Raw genomic sequence first — 15,248 nt, forward strand, 5'->3', positions numbered from 1 at the left:
ATTTCATCCAAAAAGAAAAAGCGTTTACATTTTGTAAAATAATAGAAAAAGGTGGAAATCATATCAAAACTGCCGATGATAGGTGGGAGAGTTCTTCTTAGAGAACCAGTAAAACAGAGGATTCTGCAGAAAAAAGGGGGTTCTAGACAGGGTCAATGCTCATACAAATGTGATTCATTCCAGATGAAAAAAACCAAATCCGCATAAAAAAAAGACGAATTAAAGAAAACAGACTGGGTAGGACTAGGTCATTTTAAACATAACTTCATTTGTTTGTCATACTATTCTAACTCTGTTTTCAATCAGGAAAGGCGTTTCTGTGTATATAAATGCAATTATCTTATTTTTGAGGAATCTCATGATCTAGAGTGTTATGATCAAATTTGAAGAGAAAATGTGGAAAAAATGAAAAGAAATGATGTTTCAATATTAATCATAGAAACGGCTTAGAAATCTGTTAAAGGAGAACGGGAATGAAGAAGTTTTTTGCTTTGCTTCTCCTGCTTGTCATCGGATGGGGCGTCTATTATACCATGCAAGCACAGGAACATGATGAGCCAGTGTCATCAGGTGGAGAAGACGAAAGCGGTTCAAATGATATGTATCGCAATTTTAAAGAACTGGAAGAGAATGAATCAACAGATCATTATCAAATCACATCCAATCCAGTGCCCGGCAGCCGTCTTCTAGTGATGTCGCCTCATGGCGGGAGAATCGAAGGCGGCGTTAGTGAGATTGTCCATTTTTTTGATAACGATTTTTCTACGTACTTATTTGAAGGTTTTAGAGAAAATGCATCAGAACTTCATATTACAAGTACAAACTTCGATGAACCAATCGGAGTCGCACAGGCAAAAGCACATGATTATGTATTAGCTGTTCATGGATATAAAGGGGAGCCGGGAATTGACCACACCCTTGTTGGCGGAACAGACTATGACCGTGCTGAAAAAATTGTGAACTCATTAGAGCGCAACGGTTTTTCTGCTGAACTTGCAGTTGCACACGCAACCCTAAGCGGAACGAGCAATCATAATATTAATAATCTTACAAAAACAGGGCAAAGTGTACAGCTTGAGATTAGTAGAAGTCAACGGGAAGCGTTATTTGACAGTTTCGATTTTCGGCAGCGATCGAGTACAAAAAACGAGACGTTCTACCGGTATGTCAGGGCGATTCGAACGGTGCTGGATGAAGAATATACGTAAGGATGGTGCACATCTTAAGACAGCAAGGTGAATTCTTGTTACACTATAAAAAGTGATAACAAAAGGAGAGACAGATATGGCGCGTCATCATTTTCATCTTCAGGCAAGCTGGCCTGGTCTGCGTAACGATGTGGGGACAATCGAATGTGCACAGTTAAAGACGGAGGTTTCCATTCCAAAAGAAATGGATGGACCGGGTATTGGAACAAATCCAGATGAGATGCTCCTAGGTGCAGCGGCCACATGTTATATCATTACACTTGCAGCCATGATGGAGCGGAGTCAATTAGAGAAAGAGGATCTATCGATGAGCTCTGAGGCAGTTGTCGATGTGACAAACGGTGTGTTTACATATGAGAAAATCATTCACCGTCCTGTCATCATTCTCAAAGAGTCTGCTACTGCACAGGACATAGAACGAGCTCGTAAGCTTGCACATAAAGCTGAAAGCTCATGTATGATCTCTAGAGCTGTGCAAGGGAATGTCCATATTTCTTTAGAAGAAACCATCAAAGCGGGTCATTAAGACAAAAAAGTCATTTTCTCTTGATTAATGGAGAAAATGACTTTTTTTATGACGTCCATTCGGTTTGATCGAATGGTTCTTTCTTTTCTTCCTTTTGTTTTTTGGATTGATTTAAGACAATGACGCCGCATATGACAAGTGCAAGACCAATGAATCCTTTCATATGAATGGTTTCGTTAAATAGTACGAGGCCCACAAGAGCAGTAAGTGCTGTACCGACCCCAGACCAAGTGGCATATGCAGATGACAGCTCAATTGTTTTGAGTGCCAAACTGAGAAAGGTAAAGGCGCACCCAAATCCGATCAGGACCCCCATACTCGGCAGCACCTGTGTAAAACCTTGCGAAAGCTTCAGCATCGTACTGCCAAAAACCTCTGTCAAAATGGCTCCTGTTAAATAAAGCATTCCTTTCATATCACTTCACATCCTTTAAGACATATTTAATAGTACGACCCCTGAAACAAGCATTGCCATTCCAATAAGTGCTTGACGGTTCAAGGTTTCTTTGAAAAAGAGCACGCCAAAAAAAGCCGTGAGGACGGTACCTACCCCAGACCATGTGGCGTAAGACATGCTAAGTGGAATGATATTAAGGGTCAATGACAGCATGTAAAAAGCAAGTGTATAGCCAGCGACAACGACAGCGCTAGGTTTAAAGCGTGTGAAACCATTTGATAGTTTCAGCATCGCTGCCCCAATCGCTTCTGAAAAAATGGCGATAGCCAAAAAAAGATATCCGAGGATCATCATCATCCCTCCTCTAAAATGTGTAAAATCCGATGAAGTAAAAGGGTTTTTTCCTCTCGATTCAATGGTTCAAGCTGAAACATTTCTGAAAACCATATGCCATCACAGGCAAGACGGATCAATTGGCTAAGTGCAGGGTCATTGATTTCCTCGGCTGCTTTTTCTTTAAATTCCGCATAAAAATGACGCCAAGGATTTAATAACGCTTCATCAAATGACATGGTTGCCAGCATACTTGTACATAGCTGTGTGGTGTTTTGCCTATCAAGATCATTTAATGTGGCCAATATATAGGCACGTACATAAGGCGCCTTTTCGTTTTTGTATGTTTCCTGATACGTGTCAAGCTGCTGACGAAAAGAGGCAACCGCATGCTCATTCATTTGCTGGATCAGGTCTTCCTTGCTCGAAAAATGATACAGTAGCCCGGCTTTGGTCATATTTGCATGTTCTGCCACCTGCTGAAGGGTGAGCTGACTCAATCCTTCTTTTAGAATGGTGTGAGCTGCTGCCTCAAAAATTTGTTCTTTTTTCGTTTTAGACATAAAAAAAACACCTACTTTACTGAACGGTCGGTAAAGTAAATGTTAACCTATGAAAAACAAATGTGTCAATCGATTCATTTTATAAGAGGATGTTTTCACTAAATCGTCATAATTAATAATAAGGGTATGGTCCATATGGCGGGTATGGCGGTGGATAAGGATAACCATAGCCATATCCTGGAGCAAGAAGCGACCCAGCTAGAAGCCCTCCAGCAAAACCACCTAAAAATGGCGGTCCAAAAAATCCAGGTCTCCCATAGCCAAAACCAGGGCGCCCAAAACCAAACCCAGGTCTTCCAAAACCAAATCCAGGGCGTCCAAATCCAAAAGGTCTTCTCATCTCATCTTGAACAAACGGTGCGTCAAAATAATTCATAAAAAAAGACTCCTTTCACATAAAATCACTGTAACTGACATCAGTGTATTCGAGTGGCCCACTTGTGTTTGGGTGAATGCCTAAAATAAGGAGGAATGTAAAAAATGGGCCTGTATCCGTCTGATTGGGCTAAATGTCCACCTCATGCTCATGCTTATAAAGCGCGAACGGATGTAACAGAAGAACATTATCATTTAATAGAAGGTATTTCTCAGCCTGTGAATGGAAGCAGTACCGATAGACATACTCATTATTATCGGGGGATCACGTCATTTGAAAGAGGGCATTTTCATAGATATTATGGCGTCACTGGACCTGCTATCCCAAGAGTGGACGGGACGCACTACCATGAAATTGAGGAAGTCACGTTTTCTGCCTATACCGATTCTGTCCCGATTCCATACGGGGGAGTCGTTTACAGTCCAGATGAAGAAAGGCCAACGCATAAGCACCGTTTAAAAGGAAAGACATATGAAGTGGTCGGGAATGAACCACTTGGCTGGTGACGGGAGGTTATAGGAGAGAAAGAGAAGTTATGCTATACTGTAGGCAGTTTGTAAAAGAGAGTGATGTTATGAAAAAACAACCAGTGATTGTATTAGTAGGTCCGACGGCTGTCGGAAAAACAAAGCTGAGCATTGATATAGCGAAAGCATTTAATGGAGAAATTATCAGCGGGGATTCCATGCAGATCTATAAAGGGATGGATATTGGCACAGCGAAAATCACCCCTGAAGAAATGAATGGCGTTCCGCACCATTTAATCGATATTAAACAACCGGATGAATCGTTTTCTACAGCTGAATTTCAGCAGCTTGTCCGCTTAAAAATCAAAGAGATTGCTGCGAGAGGAAAAACGCCCATGATTGTTGGTGGAACTGGGCTATATATTCAGTCTGTTTTATATGATTACACGTTTACTGATGAGAAAAGTGATCCTGCTTTTAGAGAAGAGATGACGCTGTTTGAACAGCAGCATGGACCGATCAAGCTGTATGAAAAGCTAAAAGAAGCCGATCCTGAGGCTGCAAAAGCGATTCATCCGAATAACGTCCGCCGCGTGATCAGGGCGCTTGAAATCATCCATACAACAGGTCAGAAAATGTCTGATATGCAAAACGGGCATCAAGAAATTCCTCTGTATGACACTGCCTTCATTGGGCTGAAAATGGACCGAGAGCTTTTGTACGAGCGCATTCATCAAAGAATTGATATGATGTTAGATGAAGGCTTAATTGAAGAAGTGAGCGCACTTTATCAATCTGGTTTGAAAGATTGTCAGTCTGTTCAAGCGATTGGTTATAAAGAGTTGTATGCCTATTTTCAAGGCAACTGCTCACTTGATGAAGCCATCCAGCAATTAAAACAAAATTCCCGAAGATATGCGAAGCGTCAGTTTACGTGGTTCCGTAATAAAATGGATGTCACCTGGTTTGATATGACACCACCTTGCCACTTTTCGGACAAAAAAGAGGAAATTTTCGCATATATAGCAGGAAAGCTTGGACTTAAAGCGAAACTGTAGTTATCAGAATCAAGGAGGACGAAACATGAAACCGATTAATATTCAGGACCAATTTTTGAATCAGATCCGCAAAGACAATACATTTGTCACAGTATTTTTACTGAATGGCTTTCAGCTTCGCGGTCAAGTAAAGGGATTTGACAATTTCACGGTGCTGCTTGAGACAGAAGGGAAGCAGCAGCTTATTTATAAACATGCGATTTCAACATTTGCACCTCAAAAAAATGTAAATCTTGAATTAGAATAAACACCCGTTTTCACCAATAGCCCCATGCAGCTGCGAATAAACCGGCCGAAACCCGCTACGTTTTTTGTCAGTGCAGAGGGGCTATTTTGCATGCCATGAAACTTTTCTGTCCAAGTTGCGTATAAATCCTTATTGGACATTTAAAAGGGTGAGGGGATTTATATGGAAAATGCAGAGCTTGAATTAAGAAGGATTAGAGTGATCCTTCTTTTGATTGGAATCGTTGTCTTATTTGGATCATGCGCCATCTCGAACATCGAAACGAGACAAGAAAGTTGGCATAACCATTCTGGTGAGCATGATGGGAGCCGTGTTGATGGTCTTTTACCATCATCTGTTGCGCTAAAAAATAATCACATTGCTGTTGTGAAAGATGATGAAGTACATGTATACCGGTTTGATGAAAAAGAAGGAGAGCTGACGCTCATTACGACAAAGTACATAGATGAATGGGATGAAGATGATGGTGATAGTGAAGACTTTGATGAAGAGTAAGCACGTAAATTTACAAATGAATGTGAAGTCGCTACACTATAAACATGCATCAGACATCTAGACAGAAAAGGATGAGTTCATGACACACAAAATTAAAATTAATCATTGGGAACAAACTTGTGAAGATGACTCCTGTTTCGAATATGGAACAAGCGTTTCTGTAAACGGGAAAGAGTTAGTAAGAGAAGCCTCGATCGTCTCTGCGCTTGAAGCGGTGCTGAAAGAATTAGGTGTTGAAGTGGAAATAACAGAAGTGTCAGAAGATTTACAGTGCGATGCCTACAAAAAATAAAACAAAAAGTCTAGTCTACTAAGCGATTTTTTTTCGTGTTATGATAGATTTCGGTTTCAGTTGAATAGGGAGTAGGGCAGTCTATTTTTAGAACCTGCTCTGCTCTATTTATTTGAACGTACGAGTTCGGCTATGAATGTTCGGCCGGGTTGGTTGATTTTTTTCGTTTCGAGCATCTATATATTGTGTTTTGAAAAAACATAGTATACTATATATAGTGAATAACGAAATGATCAACAATACTAAAAACTAGGTCGTGATGGAATTGATTCAAATCGTATTTGATTCAAAAACAGGAAATGTTCAACGCTTTTTGGACAAGACCCCTTTTACAGACAAACGAAAATTGACTGGAGAAGAGTTTTTGGATACGCCGTTTATTCTCGTCACCTTTACGACAGGATTTGGACAAGTCCCTGGTACCACTCAGTCATTTTTAGAGAAAAATGCGCACCTTTTACTAGGTGTAGCGGTGAGTGGGAACAAAGTGTGGGGAGATAACTTTGCCAAAAGCGCCGATACGATTTCTAAACAATATCAAGTTCCTATTTTGCACACCTTTGAACTAAGCGGAACAAAAAGGGATGTTGAATTGTTTACACAGGAGGTAGAAAGAATTGTCACAAAATCAGGTTCCAAAGTGGATACAATTAAATAACGAGATTATGATTCAAAAAGAAGGAAAGTTTCAGTTCGACAAGGACAAAGAAGCTGTACATAGTTATTTCGTAGATTATATTAATCAAAACACGGTCTTCTTTCATAATCTAGAAGAGAAGATTGATTACTTAATAGAAAACGACTACTATGAGGAAGAATTTTTAAGACAATACAGCATGTCAGATATTAAAGAAGTATTTGAAGCTGCATATGCCAAGAAATTTAGATTCCCATCATTTATGAGTGCGTTTAAGTTTTACAATGACTATGCACTGAAAACAAATGACAAAAAGAAAATCCTTGAACGCTATGAAGACCGCATTTCAGTTGTGGCTCTTTTCTTTGCGGGTGGAGACAAAAAGAAAGCACTTGAGTTTGTGGAACTGATGATCAACCAAGAGTATCAGCCAAGTACACCAACATTCTTAAACGCAGGCCGTAAAAGACGTGGTGAGCTGGTGAGCTGCTTCTTGCTTGAAGTGAATGACTCATTAAATGATATTTCAAGAGCCATTGATATTTCCATGCAGCTGTCTAAATTAGGCGGCGGCGTCAGCTTGAACCTTTCAAAGCTTCGTGCGAAAGGTGAAGCGATCAAAGATGTAGAAAATGCGACCAAAGGTGTCGTAGGCGTCATGAAACTTCTTGATAATGCATTCCGATATGCAGATCAAATGGGACAAAGACAAGGTTCAGGCAGTGCGTACTTGAATATTTTCCACAGAGATATTAATGATTTCTTAGATACGAAAAAAATCTCTGCGGATGAAGATGTTCGTGTGAAAACACTATCGATCGGTGTCGTCATCCCAGATAAATTTATCGAGCTTGCTAGAGAAGATAAAACAGCTTACACATTCTATCCTCATACAGTTTATAAAGCTTATGGACAGCATCTTGATGAGATGGATATGGAAGAAATGTATGACGAGCTTGTAGAAAACCCGAAAGTCAAAAAAGAAAAAGTCAATCCGAGAAAACTTCTTGAAAAATTAGCTGTTCTGCGCTCAGAATCAGGCTATCCATATATCATGTTCCAAGATAATGTGAATAGAGAGCACGCACTGAACCATATTTCACGTGTGAAATTCTCAAACCTTTGCTCAGAAGTACTTCAAGCTTCAGAAGTCTCTTCTTACACGGACTATGATCAAGATGATGAGATCGGACTTGATATTTCTTGTAACCTTGGTTCTTTAAATATCATGAACGTGATGAAAAACAAATCCATTGAAAAAACAGTCAAGCTTGCAACGGACTCACTCACACTTGTGTCTGAAACAACAGATATCCGCAATGCACCAGCTGTTAGAAAAGCGAACAAAGCGATGAAGTCAATTGGACTTGGTGCGATGAACCTTCATGGGTATTTAGCTCAAAACCAAATCGCTTATGAAAGTGAAGAAGCAAGAGATTTTGCTAATACGTTCTTTATGATGGTGAACTATTACTCCATTAAGCGTTCAAGTGAGCTTGCAAAAGAAAAAGGGGAAACATTCCATCGTTATGAGGGCTCTGGTTATGCAACAGGTGAGTACTTCAATAAATACGTAGAAAATGATTTCACTCCAAAAACAGAAAAAGCAGCTGCGCTATTTGAAGGCATGCACATTCCAACAAAAGAAGATTGGGCAGCACTCAAAGACTTTGTAGCGGAAAATGGCATGTACCATAGCTATCGATTATGCATTGCACCAACAGGTTCTATTTCGTATGTTCAATCGGCAACAGCGTCTGTGATGCCAATTATGGAACGTATCGAAGAAAGAACATACGGAAACAGCAAAACGTATTATCCAATGCCAGGACTTTCAGCACAAAACTGGTTCTTCTATAAAGAAGCATACGATATGGACATGTTTAAAGTGGTCGATATGATCGCAACCATTCAGCAGCACGTCGATCAAGGAATCAGCTTTACATTATTCCTAAAAGATACGATGACAACGCGTGACTTAAACCGCATCGATCTTTATGCACACCATAAAGGCATTAAGACACTTTATTATGCAAGAACGAAGGATACAGGGCAGGAAGGCTGTCTTTCTTGTGTTGTTTGATTAAAGGAGAGTTTAACGTGACAAAAATTTATGATGCAGCCAACTGGTCAAAACACGAAGACGATTTTACACAAATGTTTTACAACCAAAACGTCAAGCAATTCTGGCTTCCAGAAGAGATTTCCTTAAACGGGGACCTTTTAACATGGAAATATTTAGGTGAAGAAGAGCGAGATACGTACATGAAGGTACTGGCTGGACTGACGTTACTTGATACAGAACAAGGAAATACAGGAATGCCGATAGTGGCTGAACATGTGGACGGTCATCAACGTAAAGCCGTGTTAAACTTTATGGCCATGATGGAAAATGCAGTGCATGCAAAATCATACTCAAATATCTTCATGACGCTTGCACCGACTGAAACGATTAGTGAAGTATTTGAATGGGTCAAGAAAAATAAATTCTTGCAAAAGAAAGCAGATATGATTGTAGGTCTGTACCGTTCCATTCAAAAGGATGACCCGATTTCCTTATTTAAAGCAATGGTTGCTTCAGTGTATTTAGAAAGCTTCCTATTCTATAGCGGCTTTTACTACCCGCTATATTTCTACGGGCAAGGAAAGCTCATGCAAAGTGGTGAAATCATTAACTTGATTTTGCGCGATGAAGCGATTCACGGTGTGTATGTTGGATTGTTAGCACAAGAAATTTACAACAAACAAACACCTGACGTGCAAAAAGAGCTTTATGATTTCTCTATCGATCTGCTTAATGAGCTTTATGAAAATGAACTTCATTACACTGAGGATATTTATGACCAAGTCAATTTATCGCATGATGTGAAAAAGTTCATTCGTTACAATGCCAATAAAGCGTTAATGAACCTTGGATTTGCCCCTTACTTTGAAGAAGAAGAGATCAACCCAATTGTATTGAACGGACTCAATACAAAAACAAAGTCACATGACTTCTTCTCAATGAAAGGGAACGGCTACAAAAAGGCAACAGTTGAGCCGTTAAAAGATGACGATTTCTTCTTTGGAGATGAATCATAAGGAAAGCGTAAAAGTCAAAACGCATCACTCGTTTTGGCTTTTTGCCATTTCTAACAATGTGTTACATACTGGAGGTTACCGAACATGGGAAAAATGGACGAAATTATTTTAGTTGCACCGCGCGCACGCGTGTTCCAAAACGAAACACTTGCGTTTAATGGTGTGAATAGTGAAGAGAAAACAATCAGCACCATTATGAAAGAAATCGAAGAGCACTTCGAGCAAATGCGAAGAGGCGATGCAGAAGAAAATCCTGACTTTAAGCAGCCGATTCCATATGTTGTCATTAAGCGTGAGGACGAAGTGTATGTATATGAAAGACTTCAAGGTGGGGGAGAGACTCGCTTACATCATAAGTTATCTCTTGGCTTTGGGGGTCATATGAATTTCATTGAAGGAAAAAAATTTGCTGATATTCTAAAAGAAAATACCGATCGTGAACTGGACGAGGAACTTTCGATTCAAGAAGAAGACAAACTTGAGATGAAAACCCTTGGACTCATTAATGATGATGACAATAGTGTCGGCCGTGTGCACATCGGACTGTTATCAGCCCTTGAATTATCGCCGGGTGCTCATGTAGAAGTAAAAGAAACAGATCAAATCTCAGGCAAATGGATGAAAGTAACAGATTTGAAAAAGCCTGAGTACTTCGATCGTCTTGAAACATGGTCTCAATTTGTCGTGAACATTTTAGCATAATTGGATAGACAACAAACCGGCTCTAAAGATGACTTGAGCCGGTTTGTTTTTTAGATTATTGAAAAACGAATGCGTCGTGACCGGCCTGCTTTAATCGAGCGACGAGGTCATCTGCATTTTGCTTTGAACGGAAAGCGCCAGCTTGGACTCGGTACATGCCGCTATCTAGTACGACCAGTGCTTCAAATCCTTTGGATCTGAGTGTAGCTGCTAGTTCATCCGCATTGGCTTTAACCTTGAAAGCCCCGGCCTGTACTTTATATAGATTACTTGCTTTTTTTTTCAATTGAAGGGCTTTTTCTAATCCAGTGGCATGAGCACGAGCGATCCCTTGAAGGAAAGTAGCGTTACGGAGCTTATTTGCATCAGCTACCGTATCGATGAAACCGTTTTCAGTTAAAATGGCAGACATAGAAGTTTCCCGAAGAACGTGGAAGTTCGCTGTTTTCTTGCCGCGGTCGGCAAAATCAACGGAGCGGACAATCTCATCATGAAGAGCATTGCGATACGTGGTGGTTGGTGCTGAAACGCCAGGATATACATAACTTTCAAAACCTGTGCCTCCGCCAGCATTAATATGAATAGACACGAAATAGTCAGCTCCCCAACTGTTTGCCGCATTCGTACGCTGGGATAACGTGACGGATTGGTCAATTGAACGACTTAAGCGGACGGAAACCCCATCATATTCACTAATCAACATATCTCTCAGAAAAAGCGCAATTTGCAGTGTGATATTTTTCTCCAAAAGTCCATTAGCAGCAGCTCCAGAATCTGTTCCTCCGTGGCCAGGATCAATAAAAATTTTCACCATCTATTCATCACCTCGTCTTTATTTTATGAGGAAATAGAAAAATTGCCTGTACAAAATGCGGAAATCATCGAGACTCTTTTCTGCACAATTTGGGAAGAAAAGGCGCTATTTTTCTAAGAAAAAACAAATTGTTGGTTTGTCCGCCCGAAATGGATGAATACAATGGAAATAGCACATCATTTCCTGGGAAACCGCACAATCCCCTACAATAACCGGTATCTCGGGTCATTTTGACAGTAAACCGATGCTAGTGCGGGCGATTGTCACGATTACAGCTCCACCCGAATAGATTAAAGAGAGAAGAGCGAGAGGTGAATACGTTGGAGCGAGCTGTCACATATAAAAATAACGGCCAAATCAACATTATACTTAATGGACAGAAGCAAGTATTGGTTGATGCAGATTCAGAGGCAGAATACTTAGAGGCCTTGCAAAAAAATGAGGCCAAACACAGCATCTTACGAGAAATAGAACGAGAAATGAACAGCCTTGTCGGGATGGATGAAATGAAACGAAACATAAAAGAAATTTATGCTTGGATTTTTGTGAATCAAAAAAGACAAGAACAAGGATTAAAGGTAGGAAAACAAGCGCTTCATATGATGTTTAAAGGAAATCCCGGCACAGGGAAAACAACGGTTGCACGGCTTGTCGGGAAGCTTTTCTTTGAAATGAATGTTCTTTCAAAGGGGCACTTAATTGAAGCAGAACGAGGAGATCTTGTTGGAGAGTACATTGGACATACAGCTCAAAAAACAAGAGATTTGATTAAAAAATCACTAGGCGGCATTTTGTTCATCGATGAAGCCTATTCTCTTGCCCGCGGAGGAGAGAAGGATTTCGGGAAAGAAGCCATTGATACCCTTGTAAAACATATGGAGGATAAGCAGCATGAATTCATCCTCATCTTAGCTGGATACTCCAAGGAAATGGATCATTTTCTTTCTCTAAATCCTGGTCTGCAATCGAGATTTCCGATCAATATCAACTTCCCTGATTATACAGTCGATCAGCTGATGGATATTGCAAAACGAATGATGGCCGATCGGGAATATGTCTTTACCCAAGAGGCAGAATGGAAACTGCGAGACTATTTAATGCACATCAAGAGCACAACGAGTCCTGCCAAATTCAGCAACGGCCGTTTTGTGCGAAACACCATTGAAAAAGCGATCCGAACTCAGGCGATGAGGCTACTTCTTGTGGATCATTATGATAAAAAAGATTTACTTACGATTAAAAGCCATGATCTGCAAATGAAAGAGGATACGCCTTCTTGAAATGGCGTATCCTTTTTGTAAAGAGACAAGAAATTAAACCTTCCGAATGGTGGTATACGTGTGATGTGTTTGGTATGATGGTACTACTGAAACTTAAGTACAGAAAGGAAACAACTGACGTTGAATGAACATGAAATGATCGAAAAAGCGATCCTTGTCGGCTGTCAACTGCCGCATATAACGGATGAACGCTTTCAATATTCTATGGAAGAATTAGCTTCCTTAACCAAAACAGCTGGCGGTGAAGCTGTCAGCATCATGACGCAAAAAAGAAATAGACAGGACAGCGCGACTTACATCGGAAAAGGGAAAGTGGAAGAGCTTGAAGTGCTTTGCGAGGAGTTAGACTGTGACGTTATTATTTTTAACGACGAGCTTTCGCCTAGCCAGTTAAAAGCTTTGGCGACTGCCTTAGATGTGAAAATCATTGACCGTACGCAATTGATTCTAGACATCTTTGCCAAAAGAGCCCGTACAAGAGAGGGGAAGCTGCAAATAGAGCTTGCCCAGCTTCAGTATGCCTTGCCGAGACTGAGTGGACAAGGGATCAGCCTTTCAAGACAAGGTGGCGGAATTGGCGCAAGAGGTCCAGGTGAAACAAAACTTGAAACAGACAGACGTCATATTCGAAACCGCATACACGAAATTCACGGACAACTGTCTGCAGTCAAAGAACACCGCACGAGATACCGGGAACGACGGAAGAAAAATGGCGTATTCCAAATCGCTATTGTCGGGTACACAAATGCCGGGAAATCTACATTGTTTAACCAGTTAACAGAAGCGGATAGCCATGAAGAAGATTTGCTGTTTGCTACACTTGACCCAATGACGCGTAAAATGACACTTGAATCTGGCTACAGTGTGCTGATTTCCGATACAGTTGGTTTTATTCAAGACCTTCCAACCACACTGATTGCAGCATTTCGTTCCACTCTTGAAGAAGTAAAAGAAGCAGACTATTTGCTTCATGTGATTGATTCTTCGAATGAGGATTATGAAGGGCACGAACGAACGGTTCATAAGCTTTTAGAAGAATTAGAAGCTGACCGTATTCCGATGCTGACTGTCTATAACAAAAAAGACCAAATTCGGCCGGATTTTATCCCTTCCTCAAAGCAGCGCCACATTTTAATCAGTGCTAGGCGCGAGGAAGATGTGAAGCGGTTAAAAGCGAATATCATGGCTGAACTGAAAAAAGATTTTTTAAAGCCATATCATGTAAGGATTCCGGCATATGAAGGGAAACTCATATCTGCCTTAAAGTCAGAAACCTTGGTGGAATCATTGGAATTTCAAAAGGAAGCAGAGCTTTATGACATCACTGGATTTAGTGGTGAAGAGCAAACCATATTAGGACAAATCAAGAAGTATATGTTGTAGGAAAGGAATTAAATCACGATGTTTCACACTTTAAAACATGGCACCATTTTAGAAAAAATAGCAGCAGAAGCAGAACAAGACATTTCACAAATACATCAGCAAATTGATCGAAAGAGCGAACAAAATGAGTGGCGGGTTCTTGAAAGCTACCGGAAACATAAAGTCAGTGACTCTCATTTTAACCCGACAACTGGTTATGGCTACGATGATATGGGAAGAGACACGTTAGAAAAGATCTATGCGGATGTATTTGGAGGGGAAAGCGGTCTTGTACGCCCGCAGATCATTTCTGGAACACATGCCATTTCCATCGCCTTATTCGGTGTGCTAAGACCTGGTGATGAATTGATCTACATGACGGGGAAACCTTACGATACCCTAGAAGAGATTGTCGGGATTCGCGGCAAAGAAGGGACAGGCTCATTAAAAGATTTTCAGATCGATTACAAAGCCATTGATTTGCGTCAAGATGGATCTGTCGATTTCGACAAAGTCAAAGAATCTATTTCCCCAAAAACAAAAGTCATCGGGATTCAGCGTTCTAAAGGGTATGCTTCAAGACCATCCTTTACAATAGAAGAAATTGAACAAATGATTTCATTTGTGAAAGACATCAATGAGGACATCATAGTGTTTGTTGACAACTGTTATGGTGAATTTACTGAATTACAAGAGCCGTGTCATGTGGGTGCAGATCTTATGGCAGGTTCTCTCATTAAAAACCCAGGCGGCGGCCTTGCCAAAACGGGCGGCTACATCGTCGGAAAAGAAAAATGGGTAGAAGCTTGCTCTTATCGAATGACATCTCCAGGCATCGGCAGTGAAGCGGGTGCATCGCTGTATGCGCTCCAGGAAATGTATCAAGGATTTTTCTTAGCACCGCATGTTGTTGCACAAAGTTTAAAAGGCGCCGTGTTTACAGCGCGTTTTCTTGAAAAACTCGGGTTCCAAACAAACCCGTCGTGGAATGCGAAAAGAACCGACTTGATTCAATCTGTAGAATTTGGAGACCCTAAAAAAATGATTGCATTTTGTCAGGCCATTCAATATGCATCACCGATTAACAGTCATGTCACACCGCATGCGAGCTATATGCCGGGATACGAGGACGATGTTATTATGGCAGCGGGCACATTTGTCCAAGGAGCCAGCATTGAATTATCAGCCGATGGTCCGATCAGACCGCCGTACACAGCCTATGTTCAGGGCGGTCTCACGTATGCCCATGTGAAAAATGCCATTTGCAGTGCTGTAGATGCCTTATTAGAGCAAGGTTTTATTGAAGTGCCTGCTCGATAAAAAAATCCATGTTAATATTCCTAACATTTCGTTGACACATAATATAACATGACATATAATAAATTTAAGCAAAGAGGAGGAGACAGTTGA

At 40.7% G+C, this 15,248-nt stretch carries 19 protein-coding genes; 14 read left to right on the forward strand and 5 right to left on the reverse strand.

Features of this window, described 5'->3' with window-relative positions; all coding sequences use genetic code 11:
- Positions 1 to 473: 473 nt before the first annotated feature.
- Positions 474 to 1,208, forward strand: coding sequence for a poly-gamma-glutamate hydrolase family protein (locus tag MHI41_RS08555; RefSeq protein ID WP_007499447.1), 735 nt, complete (start codon positions 474 to 476; stop codon positions 1,206 to 1,208).
- A 76-nt stretch (positions 1,209 to 1,284) separates the two neighbouring features.
- Entirely contained in the window at positions 1,285 to 1,734 is a 450-nt protein-coding gene (locus tag MHI41_RS08560; RefSeq protein ID WP_272511535.1) for an OsmC family protein, read from the forward strand.
- A gap of 46 nt (positions 1,735 to 1,780) precedes the next feature.
- On the opposite strand, the gene MHI41_RS08565 is transcribed toward MHI41_RS08560, so the two are convergent.
- The 4 genes from MHI41_RS08565 to MHI41_RS08580 all read right to left on the reverse strand — a co-directional run bounded on the left by MHI41_RS08565 (position 1,781) and on the right by MHI41_RS08580 (position 3,403).
- On the reverse strand, positions 1,781 to 2,149 hold the full coding sequence (locus MHI41_RS08565) for a multidrug efflux SMR transporter (RefSeq protein WP_007499443.1): 369 nt from the start codon (positions 2,147 to 2,149) through the stop codon (positions 1,781 to 1,783).
- 15 nt (positions 2,150 to 2,164) lie between these two features.
- A complete protein-coding gene (locus tag MHI41_RS08570) occupies positions 2,165 to 2,482 on the reverse strand; it encodes a multidrug efflux SMR transporter (RefSeq protein WP_017367286.1) in 318 nt (105 codons plus the stop codon).
- Between the two features lie 2 nt (positions 2,483 to 2,484).
- Positions 2,485 to 3,027 carry a TetR/AcrR family transcriptional regulator gene (locus tag MHI41_RS08575; protein WP_008344015.1) on the reverse strand — a complete coding sequence of 181 codons (543 nt, stop codon included), beginning with the start codon at positions 3,025 to 3,027 and terminating at the stop codon, positions 2,485 to 2,487.
- Between the two features lie 112 nt (positions 3,028 to 3,139).
- Positions 3,140 to 3,403, reverse strand: coding sequence for a hypothetical protein (locus MHI41_RS08580; RefSeq protein ID WP_017359036.1), 264 nt, complete (start codon positions 3,401 to 3,403; stop codon positions 3,140 to 3,142).
- A 104-nt stretch (positions 3,404 to 3,507) separates the two neighbouring features.
- Between MHI41_RS08580 and MHI41_RS08585 the strand changes: the two genes are divergently transcribed.
- The 9 genes from MHI41_RS08585 to MHI41_RS08625 all read left to right on the forward strand — a co-directional run bounded on the left by MHI41_RS08585 (position 3,508) and on the right by MHI41_RS08625 (position 10,382).
- The gene (locus MHI41_RS08585) at positions 3,508 to 3,909 is read left to right on the forward strand and encodes a YmaF family protein (protein ID WP_007499437.1); all 402 of its coding nucleotides are present in this window, start codon (positions 3,508 to 3,510) and stop codon (positions 3,907 to 3,909) included.
- A gap of 68 nt (positions 3,910 to 3,977) precedes the next feature.
- Positions 3,978 to 4,928: a tRNA (adenosine(37)-N6)-dimethylallyltransferase MiaA gene (gene miaA / locus MHI41_RS08590; RefSeq protein WP_272511536.1), complete on the forward strand. Its 951-nt coding sequence runs from the start codon at positions 3,978 to 3,980 to the stop codon at positions 4,926 to 4,928.
- 25 nt (positions 4,929 to 4,953) lie between these two features.
- Complete coding sequence (hfq, locus tag MHI41_RS08595) at positions 4,954 to 5,175, forward strand: RNA chaperone Hfq (protein ID WP_003211269.1); 222 nt, start codon at positions 4,954 to 4,956, stop codon at positions 5,173 to 5,175.
- 162 nt (positions 5,176 to 5,337) lie between these two features.
- Entirely contained in the window at positions 5,338 to 5,670 is a 333-nt protein-coding gene (locus tag MHI41_RS08600; protein ID WP_007499435.1) for a YmzC family protein, read from the forward strand.
- A 79-nt stretch (positions 5,671 to 5,749) separates the two neighbouring features.
- Positions 5,750 to 5,962: a hypothetical protein gene (locus MHI41_RS08605; RefSeq protein ID WP_003212415.1), complete on the forward strand. Its 213-nt coding sequence runs from the start codon at positions 5,750 to 5,752 to the stop codon at positions 5,960 to 5,962.
- Positions 5,963 to 6,227: 265 nt separating this feature from the next.
- Complete coding sequence (gene nrdI / locus MHI41_RS08610) at positions 6,228 to 6,620, forward strand: class Ib ribonucleoside-diphosphate reductase assembly flavoprotein NrdI (protein ID WP_017359034.1); 393 nt, start codon at positions 6,228 to 6,230, stop codon at positions 6,618 to 6,620.
- On the forward strand, positions 6,580 to 8,682 hold the full coding sequence (gene nrdE / locus MHI41_RS08615; protein WP_017359033.1) for a class 1b ribonucleoside-diphosphate reductase subunit alpha: 2,103 nt from the start codon (positions 6,580 to 6,582) through the stop codon (positions 8,680 to 8,682). The genes nrdI and nrdE overlap by 41 nt, the downstream gene beginning before the upstream one ends.
- 17 nt (positions 8,683 to 8,699) lie before the next feature.
- Positions 8,700 to 9,680, forward strand: coding sequence for a class 1b ribonucleoside-diphosphate reductase subunit beta (gene nrdF / locus MHI41_RS08620; RefSeq protein ID WP_008344010.1), 981 nt, complete (start codon positions 8,700 to 8,702; stop codon positions 9,678 to 9,680).
- Between the two features lie 84 nt (positions 9,681 to 9,764).
- Entirely contained in the window at positions 9,765 to 10,382 is a 618-nt protein-coding gene (locus MHI41_RS08625; RefSeq protein WP_272511537.1) for a hypothetical protein, read from the forward strand.
- Positions 10,383 to 10,437: 55 nt separating this feature from the next.
- Here the strand turns inward: MHI41_RS08625 and MHI41_RS08630 are convergent, their stop codons facing one another.
- Positions 10,438 to 11,196, reverse strand: coding sequence for an N-acetylmuramoyl-L-alanine amidase (locus MHI41_RS08630; RefSeq protein ID WP_008344009.1), 759 nt, complete (start codon positions 11,194 to 11,196; stop codon positions 10,438 to 10,440).
- A gap of 320 nt (positions 11,197 to 11,516) precedes the next feature.
- Here MHI41_RS08630 and spoVK point away from each other — a divergent pair, with 320 nt between their 5' ends.
- The 3 genes from spoVK (at position 11,517) to MHI41_RS08645 (ending at position 15,158) form a co-directional block, all read left to right on the forward strand.
- The gene (gene spoVK, locus MHI41_RS08635) at positions 11,517 to 12,476 is read left to right on the forward strand and encodes a stage V sporulation protein K (RefSeq protein WP_008344008.1); all 960 of its coding nucleotides are present in this window, start codon (positions 11,517 to 11,519) and stop codon (positions 12,474 to 12,476) included.
- 120 nt (positions 12,477 to 12,596) lie between these two features.
- A complete protein-coding gene (gene hflX / locus MHI41_RS08640) occupies positions 12,597 to 13,859 on the forward strand; it encodes a GTPase HflX (protein ID WP_282833642.1) in 1,263 nt (420 codons plus the stop codon).
- A gap of 18 nt (positions 13,860 to 13,877) precedes the next feature.
- Positions 13,878 to 15,158, forward strand: a complete 1,281-nt coding sequence (locus tag MHI41_RS08645) for an aminotransferase class I/II-fold pyridoxal phosphate-dependent enzyme (RefSeq protein ID WP_046343581.1) — start codon at positions 13,878 to 13,880, stop codon at positions 15,156 to 15,158.
- Positions 15,159 to 15,248: the final 90 nt, after the last annotated feature.

Origin of the sequence: Bacillus sp. FSL M7-0307 (assembly GCF_038627835.1) — a bacterium.
GTDB lineage: Bacteria > Bacillota > Bacilli > Bacillales > Bacillaceae > Bacillus > Bacillus altitudinis.

Coding starts and splice junctions, on each gene's coding strand:
- MHI41_RS08555 (WP_007499447.1), top strand. CDS start 474: ATGAAGAAGTTTTTTGCTTTGCTTCTCCTGCTTGTCATCGGATGGGGC.
- MHI41_RS08560 (WP_272511535.1), top strand. CDS start 1,285: ATGGCGCGTCATCATTTTCATCTTCAGGCAAGCTGGCCTGGTCTGCGT.
- MHI41_RS08565 (WP_007499443.1), bottom strand. CDS start 2,149: ATGAAAGGAATGCTTTATTTAACAGGAGCCATTTTGACAGAGGTTTTT.
- MHI41_RS08570 (WP_017367286.1), bottom strand. CDS start 2,482: ATGATCCTCGGATATCTTTTTTTGGCTATCGCCATTTTTTCAGAAGCG.
- MHI41_RS08575 (WP_008344015.1), bottom strand. CDS start 3,027: ATGTCTAAAACGAAAAAAGAACAAATTTTTGAGGCAGCAGCTCACACC.
- MHI41_RS08580 (WP_017359036.1), bottom strand. CDS start 3,403: ATGAATTATTTTGACGCACCGTTTGTTCAAGATGAGATGAGAAGACCT.
- MHI41_RS08585 (WP_007499437.1), top strand. CDS start 3,508: ATGGGCCTGTATCCGTCTGATTGGGCTAAATGTCCACCTCATGCTCAT.
- miaA (WP_272511536.1), top strand. CDS start 3,978: ATGAAAAAACAACCAGTGATTGTATTAGTAGGTCCGACGGCTGTCGGA.
- hfq (WP_003211269.1), top strand. CDS start 4,954: ATGAAACCGATTAATATTCAGGACCAATTTTTGAATCAGATCCGCAAA.
- MHI41_RS08600 (WP_007499435.1), top strand. CDS start 5,338: ATGGAAAATGCAGAGCTTGAATTAAGAAGGATTAGAGTGATCCTTCTT.
- MHI41_RS08605 (WP_003212415.1), top strand. CDS start 5,750: ATGACACACAAAATTAAAATTAATCATTGGGAACAAACTTGTGAAGAT.
- MHI41_RS08625 (WP_272511537.1), top strand. CDS start 9,765: ATGGGAAAAATGGACGAAATTATTTTAGTTGCACCGCGCGCACGCGTG.
- MHI41_RS08630 (WP_008344009.1), bottom strand. CDS start 11,196: ATGGTGAAAATTTTTATTGATCCTGGCCACGGAGGAACAGATTCTGGA.
- MHI41_RS08645 (WP_046343581.1), top strand. CDS start 13,878: ATGTTTCACACTTTAAAACATGGCACCATTTTAGAAAAAATAGCAGCA.